Annotated in this window: 10 protein-coding genes; 3 read left to right on the top strand and 7 right to left on the bottom strand. The window is 72.4% G+C overall.

The genetic code is table 11. From position 1 onward, the window contains the following. Window positions 1–95: 95 nt before the first annotated feature. The 6 genes from ACFVXJ_RS30680 to rfbD all read right to left on the bottom strand — a co-directional run bounded on the left by ACFVXJ_RS30680 (window position 96) and on the right by rfbD (window position 5,969). Window positions 96–1,499 carry a class I adenylate-forming enzyme family protein gene (locus ACFVXJ_RS30680; RefSeq protein ID WP_389666673.1) on the bottom strand — a complete coding sequence of 468 codons (1,404 nt, stop codon included), beginning with the start codon at window positions 1,497–1,499 and terminating at the stop codon, window positions 96–98. Between the two features lie 265 nt (window positions 1,500–1,764). Continuing rightward, window positions 1,765–2,409: a thioesterase II family protein gene (locus tag ACFVXJ_RS30675; protein ID WP_389666672.1), complete on the bottom strand. Its 645-nt coding sequence runs from the start codon at window positions 2,407–2,409 to the stop codon at window positions 1,765–1,767. Next, window positions 2,406–3,392: a dTDP-glucose 4,6-dehydratase gene (gene rfbB / locus ACFVXJ_RS30670; RefSeq protein WP_389666670.1), complete on the bottom strand. Its 987-nt coding sequence runs from the start codon at window positions 3,390–3,392 to the stop codon at window positions 2,406–2,408. The genes ACFVXJ_RS30675 and rfbB overlap by 4 nt, the downstream gene beginning before the upstream one ends. Beyond that, complete coding sequence (locus tag ACFVXJ_RS30665; RefSeq protein WP_389666668.1) at window positions 3,389–4,456, bottom strand: glucose-1-phosphate thymidylyltransferase; 1,068 nt, start codon at window positions 4,454–4,456, stop codon at window positions 3,389–3,391. The genes rfbB and ACFVXJ_RS30665 overlap by 4 nt, the downstream gene beginning before the upstream one ends. Next, entirely contained in the window at window positions 4,453–5,067 is a 615-nt protein-coding gene (locus ACFVXJ_RS30660) for a dTDP-4-dehydrorhamnose 3,5-epimerase family protein (protein WP_389666666.1), read from the bottom strand. The genes ACFVXJ_RS30665 and ACFVXJ_RS30660 overlap by 4 nt, the downstream gene beginning before the upstream one ends. Further along, window positions 5,064–5,969: a dTDP-4-dehydrorhamnose reductase gene (gene rfbD, locus ACFVXJ_RS30655; protein ID WP_389666665.1), complete on the bottom strand. Its 906-nt coding sequence runs from the start codon at window positions 5,967–5,969 to the stop codon at window positions 5,064–5,066. The genes ACFVXJ_RS30660 and rfbD overlap by 4 nt, the downstream gene beginning before the upstream one ends. A 436-nt stretch (window positions 5,970–6,405) precedes the next feature. Here rfbD and ACFVXJ_RS30650 point away from each other — a divergent pair, with 436 nt between their 5' ends. The 3 genes from ACFVXJ_RS30650 to ACFVXJ_RS30640 all read left to right on the top strand — a co-directional run bounded on the left by ACFVXJ_RS30650 (window position 6,406) and on the right by ACFVXJ_RS30640 (window position 9,504). Then, entirely contained in the window at window positions 6,406–7,413 is a 1,008-nt protein-coding gene (locus tag ACFVXJ_RS30650; RefSeq protein ID WP_389666663.1) for an ABC transporter ATP-binding protein, read from the top strand. Then, the gene (locus ACFVXJ_RS30645; RefSeq protein WP_389666661.1) at window positions 7,410–8,258 is read left to right on the top strand and encodes an ABC transporter permease; all 849 of its coding nucleotides are present in this window, start codon (window positions 7,410–7,412) and stop codon (window positions 8,256–8,258) included. The genes ACFVXJ_RS30650 and ACFVXJ_RS30645 overlap by 4 nt, the downstream gene beginning before the upstream one ends. A gap of 172 nt (window positions 8,259–8,430) precedes the next feature. After that, the gene (locus ACFVXJ_RS30640) at window positions 8,431–9,504 is read left to right on the top strand and encodes an ACP S-malonyltransferase (protein ID WP_389666659.1); all 1,074 of its coding nucleotides are present in this window, start codon (window positions 8,431–8,433) and stop codon (window positions 9,502–9,504) included. A 165-nt stretch (window positions 9,505–9,669) separates the two neighbouring features. On the opposite strand, the gene ACFVXJ_RS30635 is transcribed toward ACFVXJ_RS30640, so the two are convergent. Next, on the bottom strand, window positions 9,670–16,820 hold a 7,151-nt coding region (locus ACFVXJ_RS30635; protein ID WP_389666657.1), incomplete at its 5' end, for an SDR family NAD(P)-dependent oxidoreductase.

The raw sequence follows: 16,820 nt of genomic DNA, 5'->3' as shown, positions 1-16,820 counted from the left end.
TGGCTGCGCGCCGGAATCAGCCGAGACGGCGGACCGCTGCGCGAGGACGAGCACCCGCGGGTGGGGGCGCCATCGGCATACGGGCCGGACGGTGGCTACGCGGTGGCCATCCGCGTCAACTCCTTCTTGTCCGGCTTGCCGTTGCGGTTGAGCGGGAACCGCTCCAGCACGACGACCCGGTTGGGCTGTTCGAAGGCGGGCAGCAGCGCGCACAGCCGCTCCCGCCAGTGGGCGGCGTCCCGCTGCTGCTCGTCCTCGACGAAGAACACGAGTTGGGAGCCGCGGAGCGTGTCCGGTACGGGCACGATCCGGGTGGGACAGCCCTCGGCCGCCACCTTCCGCTCGATGAGCTCCGGGTAGAGCGTGTAGCCCATCCGGTGGACGGCGAACTTGCGTCCCAGGACGAAGAGGTTGCCGTCCGCGTCGAGGTGGCCCAGGTCGCCGGTGGCGTACCAGCCCTTGGGGGCGGCCACGACCGAACCGTCGTCGGCTATCTGCCCTTCCAGGGCGTCGGGGGTGTCGACCTCGATCTCGCCCACCTGCCCCGCCGGGACCTCGCGGCCGTCCTCGTCGACGATCCGCAACCGGATGCCGTCCATGGCCCGGCCGCAGGAGACCGGGTTGTCGAGGGTGGCGAAGGAGATGTTGTTCAGTTCCGTGGAGCCGTAGCTGTCCAACAGCGGCAGGCCGAACTCCTGGACGTAGCTCTCCACCAGCGGCGCGTCGAGCGGGGCCGCGCCGACGCAGAACATCCGGGTGGCGGCCAGGTGGTTACGCAGCGACGGCCTGCGGGAGATGAGGCCGAGGATGCTGCGGTAGCTGGCGGGCGTGGCGTCGATGACGGTGGTGCCCGAGTCACCGGCCATGCGCAGCGCGCGGTCGAGACGGCGGTAGGGGGCGATCACCAGGGAGCAGCGGGTGAGCCAGGCGATGAGCACCATGGACAGCCCGTACTGGTGGGCGAACGGCAGCAGCGGCATCAGCACGTCGTCGGGACGGTGGCCGACCTGGTGGGCGTTGCGCCGCAGGTTGGCGAGGAACTTGCCGCCGGACTTCACCACGCCCTTCGGGGAGCCGGTGGAACCGGAGGTCCACATGATGAGGCCGTCCGGCAGCTCGCCCCAGGCGTCGAACGACAGGGTGCCGTCGACCGGTCTGCGGCCGGCGGTGGCGACCATCAGCTCGTACAGGTGGATCGGGTCGGCGTCCTGGTCGATGGGGGTCTCGTCGTCCACGAAGGTGACCTTGACGCCGGTCTTCAGGGCGATGCGGCGGGTCTCCTCGACGTGTTCCTGCTGGTCGACGAGGACGATCGAGGCGCCGACGTGCATCAGCGCGTACAGCACGCAGACGTAGCCGGCCGAGTTGCCGGCCTTCAGCATGACCCGGTCGCCGAGGCCGACTCCGCGTTCACGGATCACGTCGGCGATGCGGAGGGCGTCCTGCTCGAACTCCTCGACGGGTCGCACCGAGTCGGTTGCGAAGATTTTCGCGGTCATCGGTCGCACACTGTCCTTCCTCTGGGCCGAACGTGACCGGAGCCGGCCGTGGGATGTGCCGTGCCGAGGCGTGTCCGGGCCCGTTCAGGGGGTGGATCGCGGGATTCGCGAGCTTCACAAGAGATGGGGAGATTCGGTCGGTCCCGCCCCGTGGATGGACGCGGTTCTCCATACGGCACGCTAGGCAGCGGGAGGGGGCGGGGGTACCCCTGTCCCGCCCCTGCACCCCCCTGCCCGGTGCCGTACCGACGGGGCCCGGGGGTGCTCAGTCGGGGTCCGGTCCATGGAGCGAGATCAGTTGGTCGTGCACGAGGTTGACGACCTCGCGGCGGTGCGAGTCGAGGTACCCGCGGGTGCCGGGGAAGACCTCCAGGTCGAACCGGCCCGACGTGCAGCGCCGCCACGCCTTCACCCCCGCCAGCGGGGCGCGCGGGTCGTGGCACGCCGCCAGGGCGACGACACGGCAGTCGACCGCGGGCGGCCCGATGCTGCCGCGGTGTCCCGGCCCCGTACACCCGGAGACGAACAGGGTGAGGGGCGCCGCGTCGGTCTCCCGCTCCAGCCGCTGGGCGACCTCGTAGGCGAGCCGGCTGCCGAGGCGGTGGCCGAAGAGGGCCAGCGGGCGGTCGGCCCAGCCGCGCACGGCGTCGAAGATCTTGTCGGCGAGCGCCGCGTCCTCCTCCGGGGTGTGCTCCTCCTCGGAGGTGTGGGCCGGGTACTGGATGATGAGCAGTTCCACGGTGGGCAGCAGCAGCTCCGACATCGCGAGGTAGCACGCCGACGAGTTCCGCGAGCCGGGGAAGCAGATCATGCGGTAGCTGCTCGGGACCGCCGGCTGACGGATCTGGATCAGGCTGACGTCGTCGGGGGTGGTCTCCCTGGTGGAGTGCCGGCTGCACTCGCATGTCATGCGCCCTGGAGCTCCGCCTCGGACGCTGCCCAGAACGGGCGGTTGGCCCTGTACCAGGCGACGGTCTCGGCCAGGCCCTCGCGGAAGTCGTGCACGGGGGTGTAGCCCAGCTCGGTGCGGATCTTGGTCCAGTCGACGCTGTAGCGGCGGTCGTGGCCCTTGCGGTCGGCGACGTGCTCGACCCGGTCCCATCCGGCGTCGCAGGCGTCCAGGAGCAGCCCGGTCAGCTCCTTGTTGGTGAGTTCGGTGCCGCCGCCGATGTTGTACGTCTCCCCCGGCCGGCCGCCGGTCAGGACGGCCAGCAGGGCACGGCAGTGGTCGTCGACGTGCAGCCAGTCGCGGACGTTGCCGCCGTCCCCGTAGAGGGGGACGGCGGCGCCGGTGAGGAGCCGGGTGACGAAGAGCGGGATCACCTTCTCCGGGTACTGGTAGGGGCCGAAGTTGTTGGAGCACCGGGTCACCCGTACGTCGAGGCCGTGGGTGCGGTGGTAGGACAGGGCCAGCAGGTCGCTGGACGCCTTGGAGGCGGCGTAGGGCGAGTTGGGGGCGAGCGGGTCGGTCTCGACCGAGGAGCCCACCGGGACCGACCCGTACACCTCGTCGGTCGACACGTGGAGGAACGGCCCGGTGCCGTGCCGCAGCGCGGCCTCCAGCAGGGTGTGGGTGCCGAGCACGTTGGTGCGGACGAAGGCGTCGGCCCGTTCTATCGAGCGGTCGACGTGCGACTCGGCCGCCAGGTGCACCACGGCGTCGTGGGCCGCCACCAGTCGGTCGACCAGCGGGGCATCGGTGATGTCGCCGTGCACGAAGTCGAATCCCGGCTCGTCCTCGACGGGTGCGAGCGCGGCGCGGTTGCCCGCGTAGGTGAGCGCGTCCAGGACGGTGACGCGGACGTCGTCGCCCAGCGGCTTGTCCGGGCCGAGGACGGTGCGTACGAGGTGGGAGCCGATGAAGCCGGCCGCTCCCGTGATCAGGAGTTTCATGAACGGATCTGCACCTTGCTGTGGTCGCCGAGGATCAGGCGATGGGCCTGGGGTGTGCGGGGCGCGGGGGTGACCCGGGCCTGTCGGCCGATCATGGACGCCTCGATGCGGCGGACGCCGTCGATGGCCGCGCCGGCCAGGATGATGGAGTACTCGATCTCGCTGTCGATGACGGCGCAGTCGTCCGCGACGGACGTGAACGGGCCGATGTAGGAGCCCTCGACGCGGGCACCGCGGCCGATGACGACGGGGCCGACGATCCGGGAGCGGATGACGACCGCGCCCTCCTCGACGACGACCCGGCCGACCAGCTCGCTCGCGTCGTCGACGGAGCCGGCGCAGTAGGGGGTCAGGCCGTCGAGCACCGACCGGTTGACCTCCAGCATGTCGGCGGCGTTCCCGGTGTCCTTCCAGTAGCCGTTGACGGTGGAGGAGGCGATGTCGAAGCCCTGGTCGAGCAGCCACTGGAGGGCGTCGGTGATCTCCAGCTCGCCGCGCGCCGAGGGGCGGATGGCGGCCACGGCGTCGTGCACGGCGGCCGTGAAGAAGTACACGCCGACCAGGGCCAGGTCGCTCTTGGGGAACTCCGGCTTCTCCTCCAGGCCGGTGACCCGGCCCGCCTCGTCCAGGGTGACGACACCGAAGGCGGACGGGTCGGGGACCTGGGTCAGCATGATCTGCGCCGCCGGTCTGCGGGTGCGGAAGTCCTCCAGCTGCGCGCTGATCCCGCCGAGCAGGAAATTGTCGCCCAGGTACATGACGAAGTCGTCGTCGCCGAGCCAGTCCCGGGCGATGCGCACGGCGTGGGCCAGGCCGAGCGGCTGGTGCTGGGGGATGTAGGTGACGCTGATGCCGAAGCGCGAACCGTCGCCGACGGCGGCCCGGATCTCTTCGGCCGTGTCGCCGACGATGATGCCGACGTCGGTGACGCCCGCGTCGGCTATCCCTTCGAGGGCGTAGAAGAGGATGGGTTTGTTGGCCACCGGCACGAGTTGCTTCGCCGAGGTGTGGGTCAGGGGGCGCAGGCGGGTGCCGGACCCTCCCGACAGGACGAGCGCCTTCACGGGGTCTCCTCGCTGAGTGGTGGGGCGAGCGAGGACACGTACCGCACGCAGTCCTCGTACGCGGGCAGCAACCCCTGGGCCTCGGCCGCCGCGATGGTGGGGGCCGCGGCGTCCTTCGGGGACAGCAGCGGTTGGGTGCCGGGGAGCCAGGCGATGCCCAGCTCGGGGTCGAGTGGGTCGACGCCGTGCTCACGGCCCGGGCTGTAGCCCGAGGTGGTGAGGTAGACGACGGTGGCGTCGTCGGTGGCGGCCTGGAAGGCGTGGCCGAGTCCCTCGGAGAGGAACACGGCCCGGCGGTCCCGGTCGTCGAGTTCGACGGCCTCCCACTGCCGGTAGGTGGGGGATCCCCGGCGGAGGTCGACGATCACGTCGCGTACGGCGCCGCGTACGCAGGTGACGTACTTGGCCTGGCCGGGCGGCAGATCGGCGAAGTGGACGCCGCGGATCACGCCGCGGCGGGAGACCGAGCAGTTGACCTGGGCCAGTTCGAGGCGCCGGCCGGTGGCGCGCCGGAAGGCGTCGACCTGGAACGCCTCCAGGAAGACACCGCGTTCGTCACCGTGGAGCCGCGGCTCGTACAGCCAGGCCCCTTCTATGGACAGGGGTATCACCCTTCGACCGCCTTTCGGTGTCCGGAGTCAGCGTCTTCGGGGTGGGGCGCGCCCGTGAGGGCCTCGGTGAGGGCCGTCCGCCAGTGGCGCATCGGGCCGAGGCCCACGTCGGCCCACCGGTCGTGGCCCAGGACGCTCCACGCGGGCCGTATCGCCGCCCGCTCCAGCCGTGAGCTGTCCATGGGCCGCACCCGGTCGGGGTCCTGGCCGGTCAGCCGGAACACCTCCCGGGCCAGGTGGTACCACGTGGTGCCGCCCGCACCGGTGGCGTGGAAGACGCCCCGGGCACGGCCGGCGGGCAGCGTGCCGAGCGCGATGAGGCGGGCCGCCACGTCGGGTGACCAACTGGGCTGCCCGTGCTGGTCGTCGACCACGTCCACCGTCCGTCCGGGTTCCCGGGCGAGCCGGGCCATGGTGTGCACGAAGCCGCCGCCGGACCGCCCGTACAGCCAGGAGGTGCGCACCACGGCCGCCGCGTCCGGCAGGGCGGCCAGGACGGCGCGCTCGCCGGCCAGCTTGGTGCGCCCGTACGCGGTGCCGGGGTCGGGTGCGGCGTCCTCGGCCCAGGGCCGGCCGGGGTGGGCCGGCGTACCGCCGAAGACGTAGTCGGTGGAGACGTGCAGCAGTCTGCTGCCGCTCGCGGCGCAGGCACGGGCGAGGTGCCCCGGTCCCGTGCCGTTGACCTCCAGGGCGGCGGCCTCTTCGGTCTCGGCCGGGTCGACGGCGGTCCAGGCGGCGCAGTTGACGACGACGTCCGGGCCGCCGGCGGCGACGGCCGCGGCGACCGCCGCCGGGTCGGTGAGGTCGAGATCGGCCCTCCCGGTCCGTACCGGGTCGGCGCCGTGGGCCATGAGCTGGGCGGCCACCTCGGCACCGAGCGTGCCGGTCGCGCCGATCACCATCCACCGCAGCGTTCCGGGATCCACTGCGGGGCCCGCGGACACTCGACCCGCCGACGCTTCCTTTTGCACAGAATAATTCGGCGCGATCACACGTTGATGCTAGGAGGATATTCGGCGAAGCCGCAACACTCGCCGACCCCGAACGTTTTGGATAGGGGTGCGGAATGCCCCGGACGAATCCACGCCCGAGCACCCCGAAAACCCCTAGCTCCCCCTAACATCACCTCATTCCCCCTAGCTTCCCAGGTCAGTTGCACGGGGACACCAGCGTGCGTGCTAGACAGGGTCCGCACCACTTCTGTGTCCTATTCAATCGGCGCTCCACGCGCGGCCGGTCACGCGACTTTCCTGTGCGAATTTCCCGGGCCGCCGTTGTCGCGTCCCGCTTGATTCGCAGGCGTAAATGACTATTGAACCACCCGTGGATTGTGCCGTCGTGGTCGACGGACTGGTCAAGAAGTACCGTGGCCGCGACCGACCGGCGGTGGACGGCTTGAGCTTCTCCGTCCGCCGGGGGGAGGTCTTCGGATTCCTCGGTCCCAACGGAGCGGGCAAGACGACGACCATCGGCATCCTCACCACACGCGTGGCCCCCACCGCGGGGCGCGCGTTCGTCCAGGGCGTCGACGTCGTGGCCCACCCGGCGCAGGCGCGCCGGGCCTTCGCCGTCGTACCGCAGCGCAACAACCTCGACCGGTCCCTCACCCTCCGCCAGAACCTGCTCTTCCACGCCGGCTACCACGGCATGAGCCGGTCCGAGCGGCGCCGCCTCGCCGACGAGTGCCTGGACTGGGTGGGCCTCGCCGCCCGCGGCAAGGCCCGCGGGGACGAGCTGTCCGGCGGGCAGGCGCAGCGGGTGATGATCGCCCGGGCACTGATGCACCGGCCCCAGGTGCTCTTCCTCGACGAACCGGCCACCGGACTCGACCCGCAGGCGCGGCGGTTCATCCACGAACGCGTGGCCGAGCTGAGCAAACGCGGTGTGACCACCGTGCTGACCACCCATGACATGGACGAGGCCGCCAAGCTCTGCGACCGGGTCGGCATCGTCGACCACGGCCGCCTGCTCGCCCTCGACACCCCGCAGGCCCTCATGCGGAGCCTGAGCAGCACCGCCCTGACCCTCACCGTGCAGCCGGCGCCCCCGGTGGACCGGACGCGCCCCACCGGCGCGGACGAGGGGCGGGACGCCGTCGTCCGGGTGCTGGAGAAGATCGAGGCGGTGGAGCGCGTCGAAACGGTGCGCCAGGACGACGCCGAGGAGCACGACGGCGCCCCCGCGCCCGTACGGCTGCGCATCTACAGTGACGTACCGTCCGGAGCGGTGCTGCCGGTCGTCGTCACGGCCCTGACGGAAGCGAGTTGTGACATCAAGGACATGAGTGTCGGCACCGCCACACTGGAGGACGTCTTCATCGAGCTCACCGGCCGGGAGCTGCGATGACGGCCACCACCGCACCCGACCCCGTCGCCGGCTTCCCCGCCGAGCTGAAGCCGGCGCGCACCGATGTGCGCACGGCGCTCCGTACGTTCTTCTTCATCCTGTGGCGGGACGTCTTCGTCACCGGCCGCGAGCTGGGTCCGTTCCTGGCCCAGGTGCTCGTGGAACCGTTCTTCATCCTGTTCGTCTTCGGCAAGGTCCTCGGTGAACTCGGCTACACCAGCGGAGGGTTCCAGGACGTCCTGCTGCCCGGCGTGGTGGCCCTCAACAGCTTCCTGGTCAGCCTCCAGAACACGGCACTGCCGCTGGTCATCGACTTCTCCTGGACCAAGGAGATCGAGGACCGGCTCCTCGCGCCGATCCCGACCAGCCTGGTGGCCGTCGAGAAGCTGGTCTTCGGCACGCTGCGCGGCATCATCGCCTCGCTGGTGATGATCCCGGTCGGCTTCCTGCTCCTGGACGACGTGTCCTGGCCGATGGACCGTTTCCCGTCCACGCTGGCCGTGCTGCTGCTGGGCGCGCTGGCGGGCAGCACGGTGGGCCTGACCATCGGCACGCTGGCCCCTCCGCGGCACATCAGCGTCATCTTCGCGGTGACGCTGACCCCGCTGATGTTCACCGGGTGCACCCAGTTCCCCTGGCACGGGCTGGCCGACATCCGCTGGTTCCAGATCCTGTGCGCCCTGAACCCGCTGACCTACGTCAGCGAGGGCATCCGCGCCCTGCTGCTGCCGCCCGGCGGTCCGGGCTCGATCCCGCTGTGGGTCGACCTGCCGGCGCTGGGCGGGGCGATCCTGCTCTTCGGGCTGATCGGCATCAAGGGGTTCCACCGCAGGGCGCAGGACTGACCCCGGGCCCCTCGCCTTCCCCGTTCCCCTTCCCGTCCCTTCGGACTTCGTCCCTCCCGGCCTCGTACCCGGCCCGGCGCCCCGCGCCCGGCCGGGTGCGGGGCCCTTTCCCGTCGATGAGGCCGGCAGGCGACTGCCGGTGCGATACCGGAAGCAAAGGCACACACGGACCATGAATCATTCCGAGCGGATCCTCCCGACCGATGGCGCCGGGCGAACCGATCACGCCGGCCCCGCCGTACCGGGGGCACCGGGCACACCGGCCGCACCGGGCGGACCGGGCGACGCGGCGGGGGCGGCCGGCGGTGACCGGAGCGGAACCGCGATCGTCTTCCCGGGCATGGGCCCCTCGTCGTTCGCCGAGGTCGGCAAGTTCCTCCTCCTCGACCCGTACGCGCGCAAGCGGCTCGCGGAGGCCGACGAGGCCCTCGGGTACTCGGTGTTCGACCGGTTCCGGACCTCCGAGGAGGACTACTCCGTCCATTCCCAGATCGCCTTCCTGGTCAATTCCATGGCGATGGCGGACCGGGCCGTGGACACCCTGGGCCTCTCCCCCACCGTCTGCACCGGACCGAGCTTCGGCCAGAAGGCCGCCGCCGCCTTCGTCGGTTCGCTGCCCTTCGCGGACGTCGTCCGGCTCACCGCGGACCTCGCCCGCTGCGAGGAGGAGTACTTCTCGGGCGCGTACGAGGACGTCGTCACCCATTCCTTCGTCCGTACCCCGCAGGAGCGCCTGGACGAGATCCTCGCCGGCTTCGACGACCGGGGCGCCTGGTACGACGTCTCCGGGCGGCTCGACGCGGGTTTCCACATGCTGTCCGTGCGGGAGAAGGAGCTCGACGGGCTGAAGGCGGGCATCAGCGCGGCGGGGGGCTATTCCATGTACTCCATGCGGCCGCCCGTGCACGCGGCCGCCTTCTCGGCGCTGCGGCACAAGGCCGAGGAGGAGGTGTTCGGCGCGTACGAACTGGCCGACCCCGCCATGCCCGTGGTCGCCGACCAGGACGGCACGGTCGTCCGGGACGCCACCGGGATGCGCACGATGATGCTCGACACCTTCGACCGGCCGATCCACTGGCCGAGCGTGGTGGAGAGCCTCAAGGACCTCGGCGTGGGCACGGTGTGCGTGACCGGGCCGGACAACCTCTTCCACCGTCTGGACCTCACCAAGGACACCTTCGAGGTCCGGACCGTGGGCCTGCCCAAGAAGCGTTCCCGGGAACGGGAACGGGAACGGCGTGCCTGACAGGTTCGCCGTGCGGGCGGGACGGGTGACCGCCCGGCCCGCACGGCGAAGGCGGTGCGGCGAAGAAGACGGTGCCGCGGCATAACGGTACGGCGACAGGGCCGGGCCCCACCTTTCGGTGGGGCCCGGCCCTGTCCGTCGCGTGCGCCGCCTGCCCGTCGGGGCTCAGCGCGTGGCGTCCAGCCACTCCTCCACGGCCCGGGCCGTCGTCGGAGCGTGCTCCTCCATCATGGTGAAGTGGTTGCCCGGGACGTCCACGGCCGTGTGCTCCAGGTCCCAGTACGAACGCCAGTCGCCGTCCGCCGCCCTGGACCAGTCGAAGAACCGCTCCCCCGCCCGCACCAGCAGGGTTGGGGTCTTCACGGCCGTCGGCTTCCACCCGCCGAAGAGCCTGAAGTACGCGCCCATCGCGAGCAACCGGCTGTCGTCGACCGGCACGTACGTGTCCTGCCGCTCGTCCATGCCCTCGGAGAGGCCCGGCTGGATGCCGATGATCGCGTCGTCGTCGTGCGAGTAGATGTCGAGCATCACCACCGCCCGGGGGAAGACCCCCGCGCCCTCCAGTTTGCCGGCCACCGCGTGGGCGAGCATGCCGCCCGACGAATGACCGAGCAGGACGAACGGCGCGCCGTCCGCGTGCCGCAGCACGGCCTCCGCCTGGGCCTCGATCACCGCGTCGGTGGTCGAGGGCAGTTGCTCGCCCCGGAGGAACCCGGGCGCGCCCAGCGCGTGGACGTCCCGCCGGCCCCGGAACCCGGAGGCGAAGCGCGCGTACTGGTGCGGGCCCGAGATCGACAGGATCGAGGAGAAACAGACCAGCCCGGGGAGGGTGTCCCCGCGCGACAGGCGTACCAGGCTCGGAGCCTTGCGCAGCTCGGCGGACGAGGCGAACGACGGCCGGAACCGCGATGCCTGCATCAGCAGCTCCATGAACGTCCCGGACGCACCCTGGGCCCCTGCCTCCCTGAGCATCGAGCCGAAGACTCCGGAGCCTTCCCCGTCACCCGGTGCCGTGTCACCGGCCTCCGCCGCGTCCGGGGTCCCGGCGAGTTCGGCACGCAGCCGGGCGGCCACCAGGACGGGGCTGGGGTGGTCGAACAGCAGGGTCGCGGGCAGTCGCAGGCCGGTCGCCGCGTTGAGCCGGTTGCGCAGCTCCACGGCGGTCAGGGAGTCCAGACCCAGTTCAAGGAACTCCTGGGTCTCCCCCACCGCGTCCGGGGACGGATAGGCCAGTACGGCGGCCACCTGCGCCCGTACGACGTCGAGCAGCACCCGCTCCTGTTCGGCCTCGGTCAGGGCGGACAGCCCGGCGAGCCGCCGCGCGGCCTCGGACGACGCCGGGTCCGCCGCCCGGTGTGCGGCCGCGCGGCGCGGAACACCGCGGACCAGGCCCCGGAAGACGGCCGGGAGGGCTCCCGCGTCCGCCTGGGCACGGAGGGGCGCGGTGTCCAGCCGCATCGCCACGAGCACCCCGGCGCCGGAGGCGCCCGCGGACCCGTCGCCGGCGGGGGCGCCGGGGGCCACCGGGCCGGCGGAACCGGTTTCCGCGAGGGAACACGCCGTGTCGAAGAGGGCCAGGCCCTCGTCGGAGGAGAGGGGGGCCAGCCCGGCCCGTGCCATCCGCTGGACGTCGGCGTCGGTGAGTTCACCGGTCATCGCGCTGCGTTGCTCCCACAGCCCCCAGGCAACCGACACCGCGGGCAGCCCCGCCGCGCGCCGGTGTTGGGCCAACGCGTCGAGGAACGCGTTGGCGGCGGCGTAGTTGGCCTGTCCCGGGTTGCCGAGGGTGCCGGCCGCCGAGGAGAACAGGACGAACGCGGCGAGGTCCGCCCCGCGCGTCAGCTCGTGCAGGTGCAGCGCGGCGTCGGCCTTGGGGCGCAGCACCGTGTCGAGCCGCTCCGGAGTCAGCGACGGTAGGAGTCCGTCGTCGACACGGCCCGCGGTGTGCACGACCGCGGTGAGCGGGTGCGCGGCCGGAACGCCCGCCAGCAGCGCGGCGAGCGCCTCGCGGTCGGACGCGTCGCACGCGGCGACGGTCGCCTCGGCGCCCAGCTCGGCCAGTGCGGCGACCAGTTCCGGGGCGCCCTCGGCGTCGGGGCCGCGCCGGCTGGTCAGGAGCAGGTGCCGTACCCCGTGCCGGACCACCAGGTGCCGGGCCAGCAGGCTGCCGAGCGCTCCGGTGCCGCCGGTGACGAGGACGGTTCCCTCGGGGTCGAGCGCGGGTGCCCGGCCGGCCGGCATGTCCGGACCGGGGGCGTCCGCCTCCTCCGGCAGGGCGCCGGGTGCGTCGTGAACGGGCCGGGCGGGCACGCGGGCCAGCCGGGCGGCGTGCAGGACGCCGTCGCGGACGGCTAGTTGAGGTTCCCCGCTCGCCATGGCGGCGGCCAGCAGGGACGCGAGGGCCGCCGTCGGGCCGGTGCCCGCGTCGCCCACGACCGTACGGTCGCGTGCGTCCACACCGTCGTGGTCGAGGTCGCCGTCGCGGTCGAGGTCGAGGTCGCCGTCGCCGTCGCGGTCGAGGTCGAGGTCGAGGTCGACGAGCACGAACCGCCCGGGGTTCTCGGACTGCGCCGACCGCAGCAGGCCCCACACCGGTGCGTGCGCCAGGTCGGGGACGCCCTCCCCCGGCCGTGCCTCGACCGCGCCACGGGTGACGACGGCCAGCCGGGCTCCGGCCAGCGACTCGTCGGCCAGCCAGTCCTGGACGAGGCGCAGGGCGTCGTGGGTCACCCGGCGGGTGTCGTCGGCCGTCGTCTCCGAACCGGACGTCTCCCGGGTGGCCGCGTCACGTTCGGCGCCGGACGCGGCGTACGCGACCAGCACGGTGTCCGGCAGCGGCTTGCCCGAGGCCACGACACCGCCGAGGGCGGACAGGTCCGCGTACCCGTCGACGGGGACGCCCGCGTCCCGCAGCACGGCTTCCAGGCCGAGCGTGTCGTTGCCGACGACCGCCCAACGTCCCTGTTCGGCAGACGGGCTGGTGGGCAGCGCCGGCCATTCGAGCCGGAAGAGCGACTCGTGGAACACCGGTCGCGCCACCGACCGCAGCCGCGCGGGGTCGAGCGCCCGCAACAGCAGCGACTCCACCGACAGCACCGGGGCGCCCTGCTCGTCGTAGGCCGCGAGGGACACGGACCCGGACTCCGCCGGGGCGAGCCGCACCCGGAGGGAGCCCGCGCCGACCGAGTGCAGGGTGACCCCGCTGAAGGAGAACGGGAGCCGGATGCGGGCACCGTCATCCCCTTCGCCGTCGGCGCCTTCCGTCGGTGCGGAGGTGGGCGCGGGGGTGAGGAAGGGACCGAGCGCGATGCCGTGCAGGCCCGCGTCCAGCAGTGCGGGGTGCACACCGAAGTCGCCGGCCTGCGCCCTGGGGCCTTCGGGCAGGGCCAGCTCGGCGAACAGTTCGTCGCCGAGCCGCCAGGCCGCCCGCAGGTTGCGGAACGCCGGGCCGTACGCGAAGCCGCCGGCCGCGAACCGGTCGTACAGGTCCTCCGCCCCGAGCGGTTCGGCACCCGCCGGGGGCCAGGTCTCCAGGCCGGGGACGTCCGCGCCCGTGGATGCGCCCGGCGCCGCGAGCACACCGCTCGCATGCCGTGTCCACGACACATCCGCGCCGTGGCCGTCCTCGTCGCCGCCCAGGTCCTCGGGTCGCGCGTGCACGTGCAACGAGCGGCGCCCGGTCCCGTCCGGAGCGGCCACGGACAGCCGGAGCTGGAGCGCGCCGCGCTCGGGCAGCACCAGCGGCGCCTCCAGCGTCAGCTCTTCGAGTACGCCACCACCCACCCGGTGCCCGGCGTGCAGCGCCAGCTCCACGAAGGCGGTACCGGGCAGCAGCACCGTGCCGGCCACCGCGTGGTCGGCCAGCCAGGGGTGCGACTGGAGCGACAGCCGCCCGGTGAACAGCAGCCCCTCGGAGTCGGGCAGCTCGACCGCCGCGCCCAGCAGCGGGTGCTCGGCCGCGACGAGCCCGGCGGAGGCCACGTCTCCGACCGGGGCGACGGGCACGTCGATCCAGTAACGCTCCTGCTGGAAGGCGTACGTGGGCAGGTCGACCGGCCGGGCACCGGTGCCGGCGAAGTAGGTCTCCCAGTCGACCGGGATGCCGTGGGCGTGGGCGTGCGCGAGGGCGGTGGTGACGGTTTCGGCCTCGGGGCGGCCCTTGCGGAGGGCCGGTGCGAAGGTGCTCGCGTCCGCGTCGCCGGTCAGGCACTCCTGGGCGAGCGCGGACAGCGTCCCGTCGGGGCCCAGTTCGAGGTACGTGGTGACCCCGGCGGCTTCGAGGGTGCGTACGCCGTCGAGGAAGCGGACCGCCTCGCGGACGTGCCGGACCCAGAAATCGGCCGAACCCATCTCGTCCGTGACCAGCGCGCCGGTCAGGTTCGAGACCACCGGGATGCGCGGGGAGGCGTAGGACAGGCTCTCGGCCACCTTGCGGAAGTCGGCGAGCATGCCGTCCATGTGCGGCGAGTGGAACGCGTGGCTCACCACGAGCTGCTTCGTCTTGCGTCCCTGGACCGCGAACCCGGCCGCGATCTCCATCACGGCGTGCACATCGCCCGCGATCACGACCGACTGCGGCCCGTTGATCGCCGCGATGCTGACCCGGTCCGTCAGCAGCGGCAGGACCTCGTCCTCGGAAGCCTGCACCGCGATCATCACGCCACCGGACGGCAGCGCCTGCATCAGGCGCCCGCGTGCGGCGACCAGGGTGCACGCGTCCTCCAGGGAGAACACTCCGGCCACATGCGCGGCCGTGATCTCGCCGATCGAGTGCCCTGCCAGGAAGTCGGGCTTCAGACCCCAGGACTCCACCAGCCGGAACAGCGCCACTTCGAGGGCGAACAGCGCGGGCTGGGTGTACTCCGTACGGTCCAGCAGGTCACCGTCCGACCCGAACAACACCTCCTTCAGGGGCAGTTCGAGCCGCGCGCAGACGGCGTCCAGCGCCTCCGCGAACACCGGATAGGTGTCGTACAGCTCACGGCCCATGCCCGGCCGCTGGCTGCCCTGCCCGGTGAACAGGAACGCCAGCTTCCCGGCGGTCCTCGCTCCCCGGACCAGCCCGGCGGCCGTACCGCCCTCCGATTCCAGGGCGGCAAGGCCCCGCAGCAGCTCCTCCCGGTCACCGGCCACGACCACCGCACGGTGGTCGAACCCGACCCGCTTGGTGGCCAGCGAGTAGGCGACATCGGCCGGAACCGTCTGCGGCGCGTCCACCAGACGGGTGCGCAGCCGCGCGGCCTGACCGCGCAGCGCCTCCGCAGACTTCGCCGACAGCACGTACGGCAGCACGTACGACGACACGGCGGGACCGCCGGAAGCCGACCGGCCCTCCGCGTCGGGGGCCTGCTCGATGATGGTGTGGGCGTTCGTCCCGCCGATACCGAAGGACGATACGGCCGCCCGGCGCGGGCGGCCCGTCTCGGGCCACGCGCGCTGTTCCGTCAGCAGGTCGATGTCACCGGCCGACCAGTCCACGTGCGGGGACGGCTCGTCGACGTGCAGCGTCTTGGGAACCACCCCGTGCCGCATCGCCTGCACCATCTTGATGATGCCCGCGACACCCGCCGCCGCCTGCGTGTGACCCATGTTCGACTTGATCGAACCCAACAGCAACGGCCGGTCCCCGGGCCGGTCCTGCCCGTACGTGGCCAACAGCGCCTGCGCCTCGATCGGATCACCCAGCGTCGTCCCCGTACCGTGCGCCTCCACCACGTCCACATCCGTGGCCGACAAGCCCGCACTCGCCAGCGCGGCACGGATCACCCGCTGCTGGGAAGGGCCGTTCGGCGCGGTCAGACCGTTGCTCGCACCGTCCTGGTTGACCGCCGAGCCACGCACGATCGCCAGGACCTGGTGGCCGTTCCGGCGGGCGTCAGACAACCGCTCCACCAGCAACATGCCGACGCCCTCGCCCCACGCCGTACCGTCGGCCGCGGCGGCGAACGGCTTGCAGCGGCCGTCGCTCGCGAGCCCGCGCTGACGGCTGAACGCGACGAACGTACCGGGCGTGGCCATCACGGTGACACCGCCGGCCAGCGCGAGGTCGCACTCGCCGTTGCGGAGCGCCTGGACCGCGAGGTGCAGGGTGACCAGTGAGGACGAGCAGGCCGTGTCGACGGTGACCGCCGGGCCCTCCAGGCCGAACGTGTACGAGACGCGGCCGGACGCGACGCTGCCCGAGCTGGAGGTGCCCATGTAGCCCTCAAGGCCCTCGGGTGCACGGTGCAGCAGTGTGCCGTAGTCGTTGTACATGACACCGGCGAAGACTCCGGTCCGGCTGCCGCGCACGGACGCCGGGTCGATGCCCGCCCGCTCGAACGCCTCCCAGGTGGTCTCCAGGAGCAGTCGCTGCTGCGGGTCGGTGGCGAGGGCCTCGCGCGGTGAGATCCCGAAGAAGGTCGGGTCGAAGTGGTGGGCGTCGTGCAGGAAACCGCCCGCGCGGCTGTAGCTGGTGCCCGGCCTGTCGGGGTCGGGGTCGAAGAGCCCTTCGACATCCCAGCCACGGTCGTCGGGCATGTCCGTGATGGCGTCCCGGCCCTCCAGCACCAGGCTCCACAGGTCCTCGGGCGACCGTACGCCGCCGGGGAAGCGGCAGGCCATGGCGACGATCGCGATGGGTTCGTCGTCCCGGGCCGCCGCGGTGGCGGGAGCGGCCACCTCGTCGTGGAGGCCGAGCAGCTCGGCGTGCAGGTGGTCGGCCAGCGTGGCGGGCGTCGGGTAGTCGAAGACGAGCGTTGCGGGAAGGCGTACGCCGGTGGCGGCGCCGAGCCTGTTGCGCAGCTCGACGGCGGTCAGCGAGTCGAAGCCGACCTCGTTGAACGACCGGGCCGGGTCGACCGCTTCGGGCCCGGTGAAGCCGAGCACCGCGGCCACCTGGACCCGGACCATGTCCAGGACGGCAGCGAGCCGTTCGTGCTCCGCCAGCCCCGCCAAGTGCCGGGCAAGTGCGCCTCCCGAGGCCGACGTACCGCGAGCGGTGCGGCGGGTGGGGGTACGGACGAGTCCGCTCAGCAGCGGCGGGAGCATCCCACCACCGGCCGCCTGCGCCCGCAGCGCCGCAAGGTCCAACTTGACCGGCACGAACAACGCCTGCCCGGACACCGACACGGCATCGAACAGAGCCACACCCTCCTCCGCGGACAAGGCGGCCACACCACCACGGCCCAACCTCGACACGTCCTCGGCAGCCAGCTCGCCCGCCATGCCGCCGGCCTCCGCCCACAGGCCCCAGGCCAGGGAAGTCGCGGGCAGACCCGCAGCCCGACGATGCTGCGCCAACCCGTCCAAGAACACGTTCGCAGCCGCATAATTCG

The organism is Streptomyces sp. NPDC058279, assembly GCF_042881255.1.
In the GTDB taxonomy this organism is placed as follows: Bacteria; Actinomycetota; Actinomycetes; order Streptomycetales; family Streptomycetaceae; genus Streptomyces.
The sequence above is the reverse complement of the archived record's forward strand: the minus strand, read 5'-3'. Positions and strand labels throughout refer to the sequence as shown.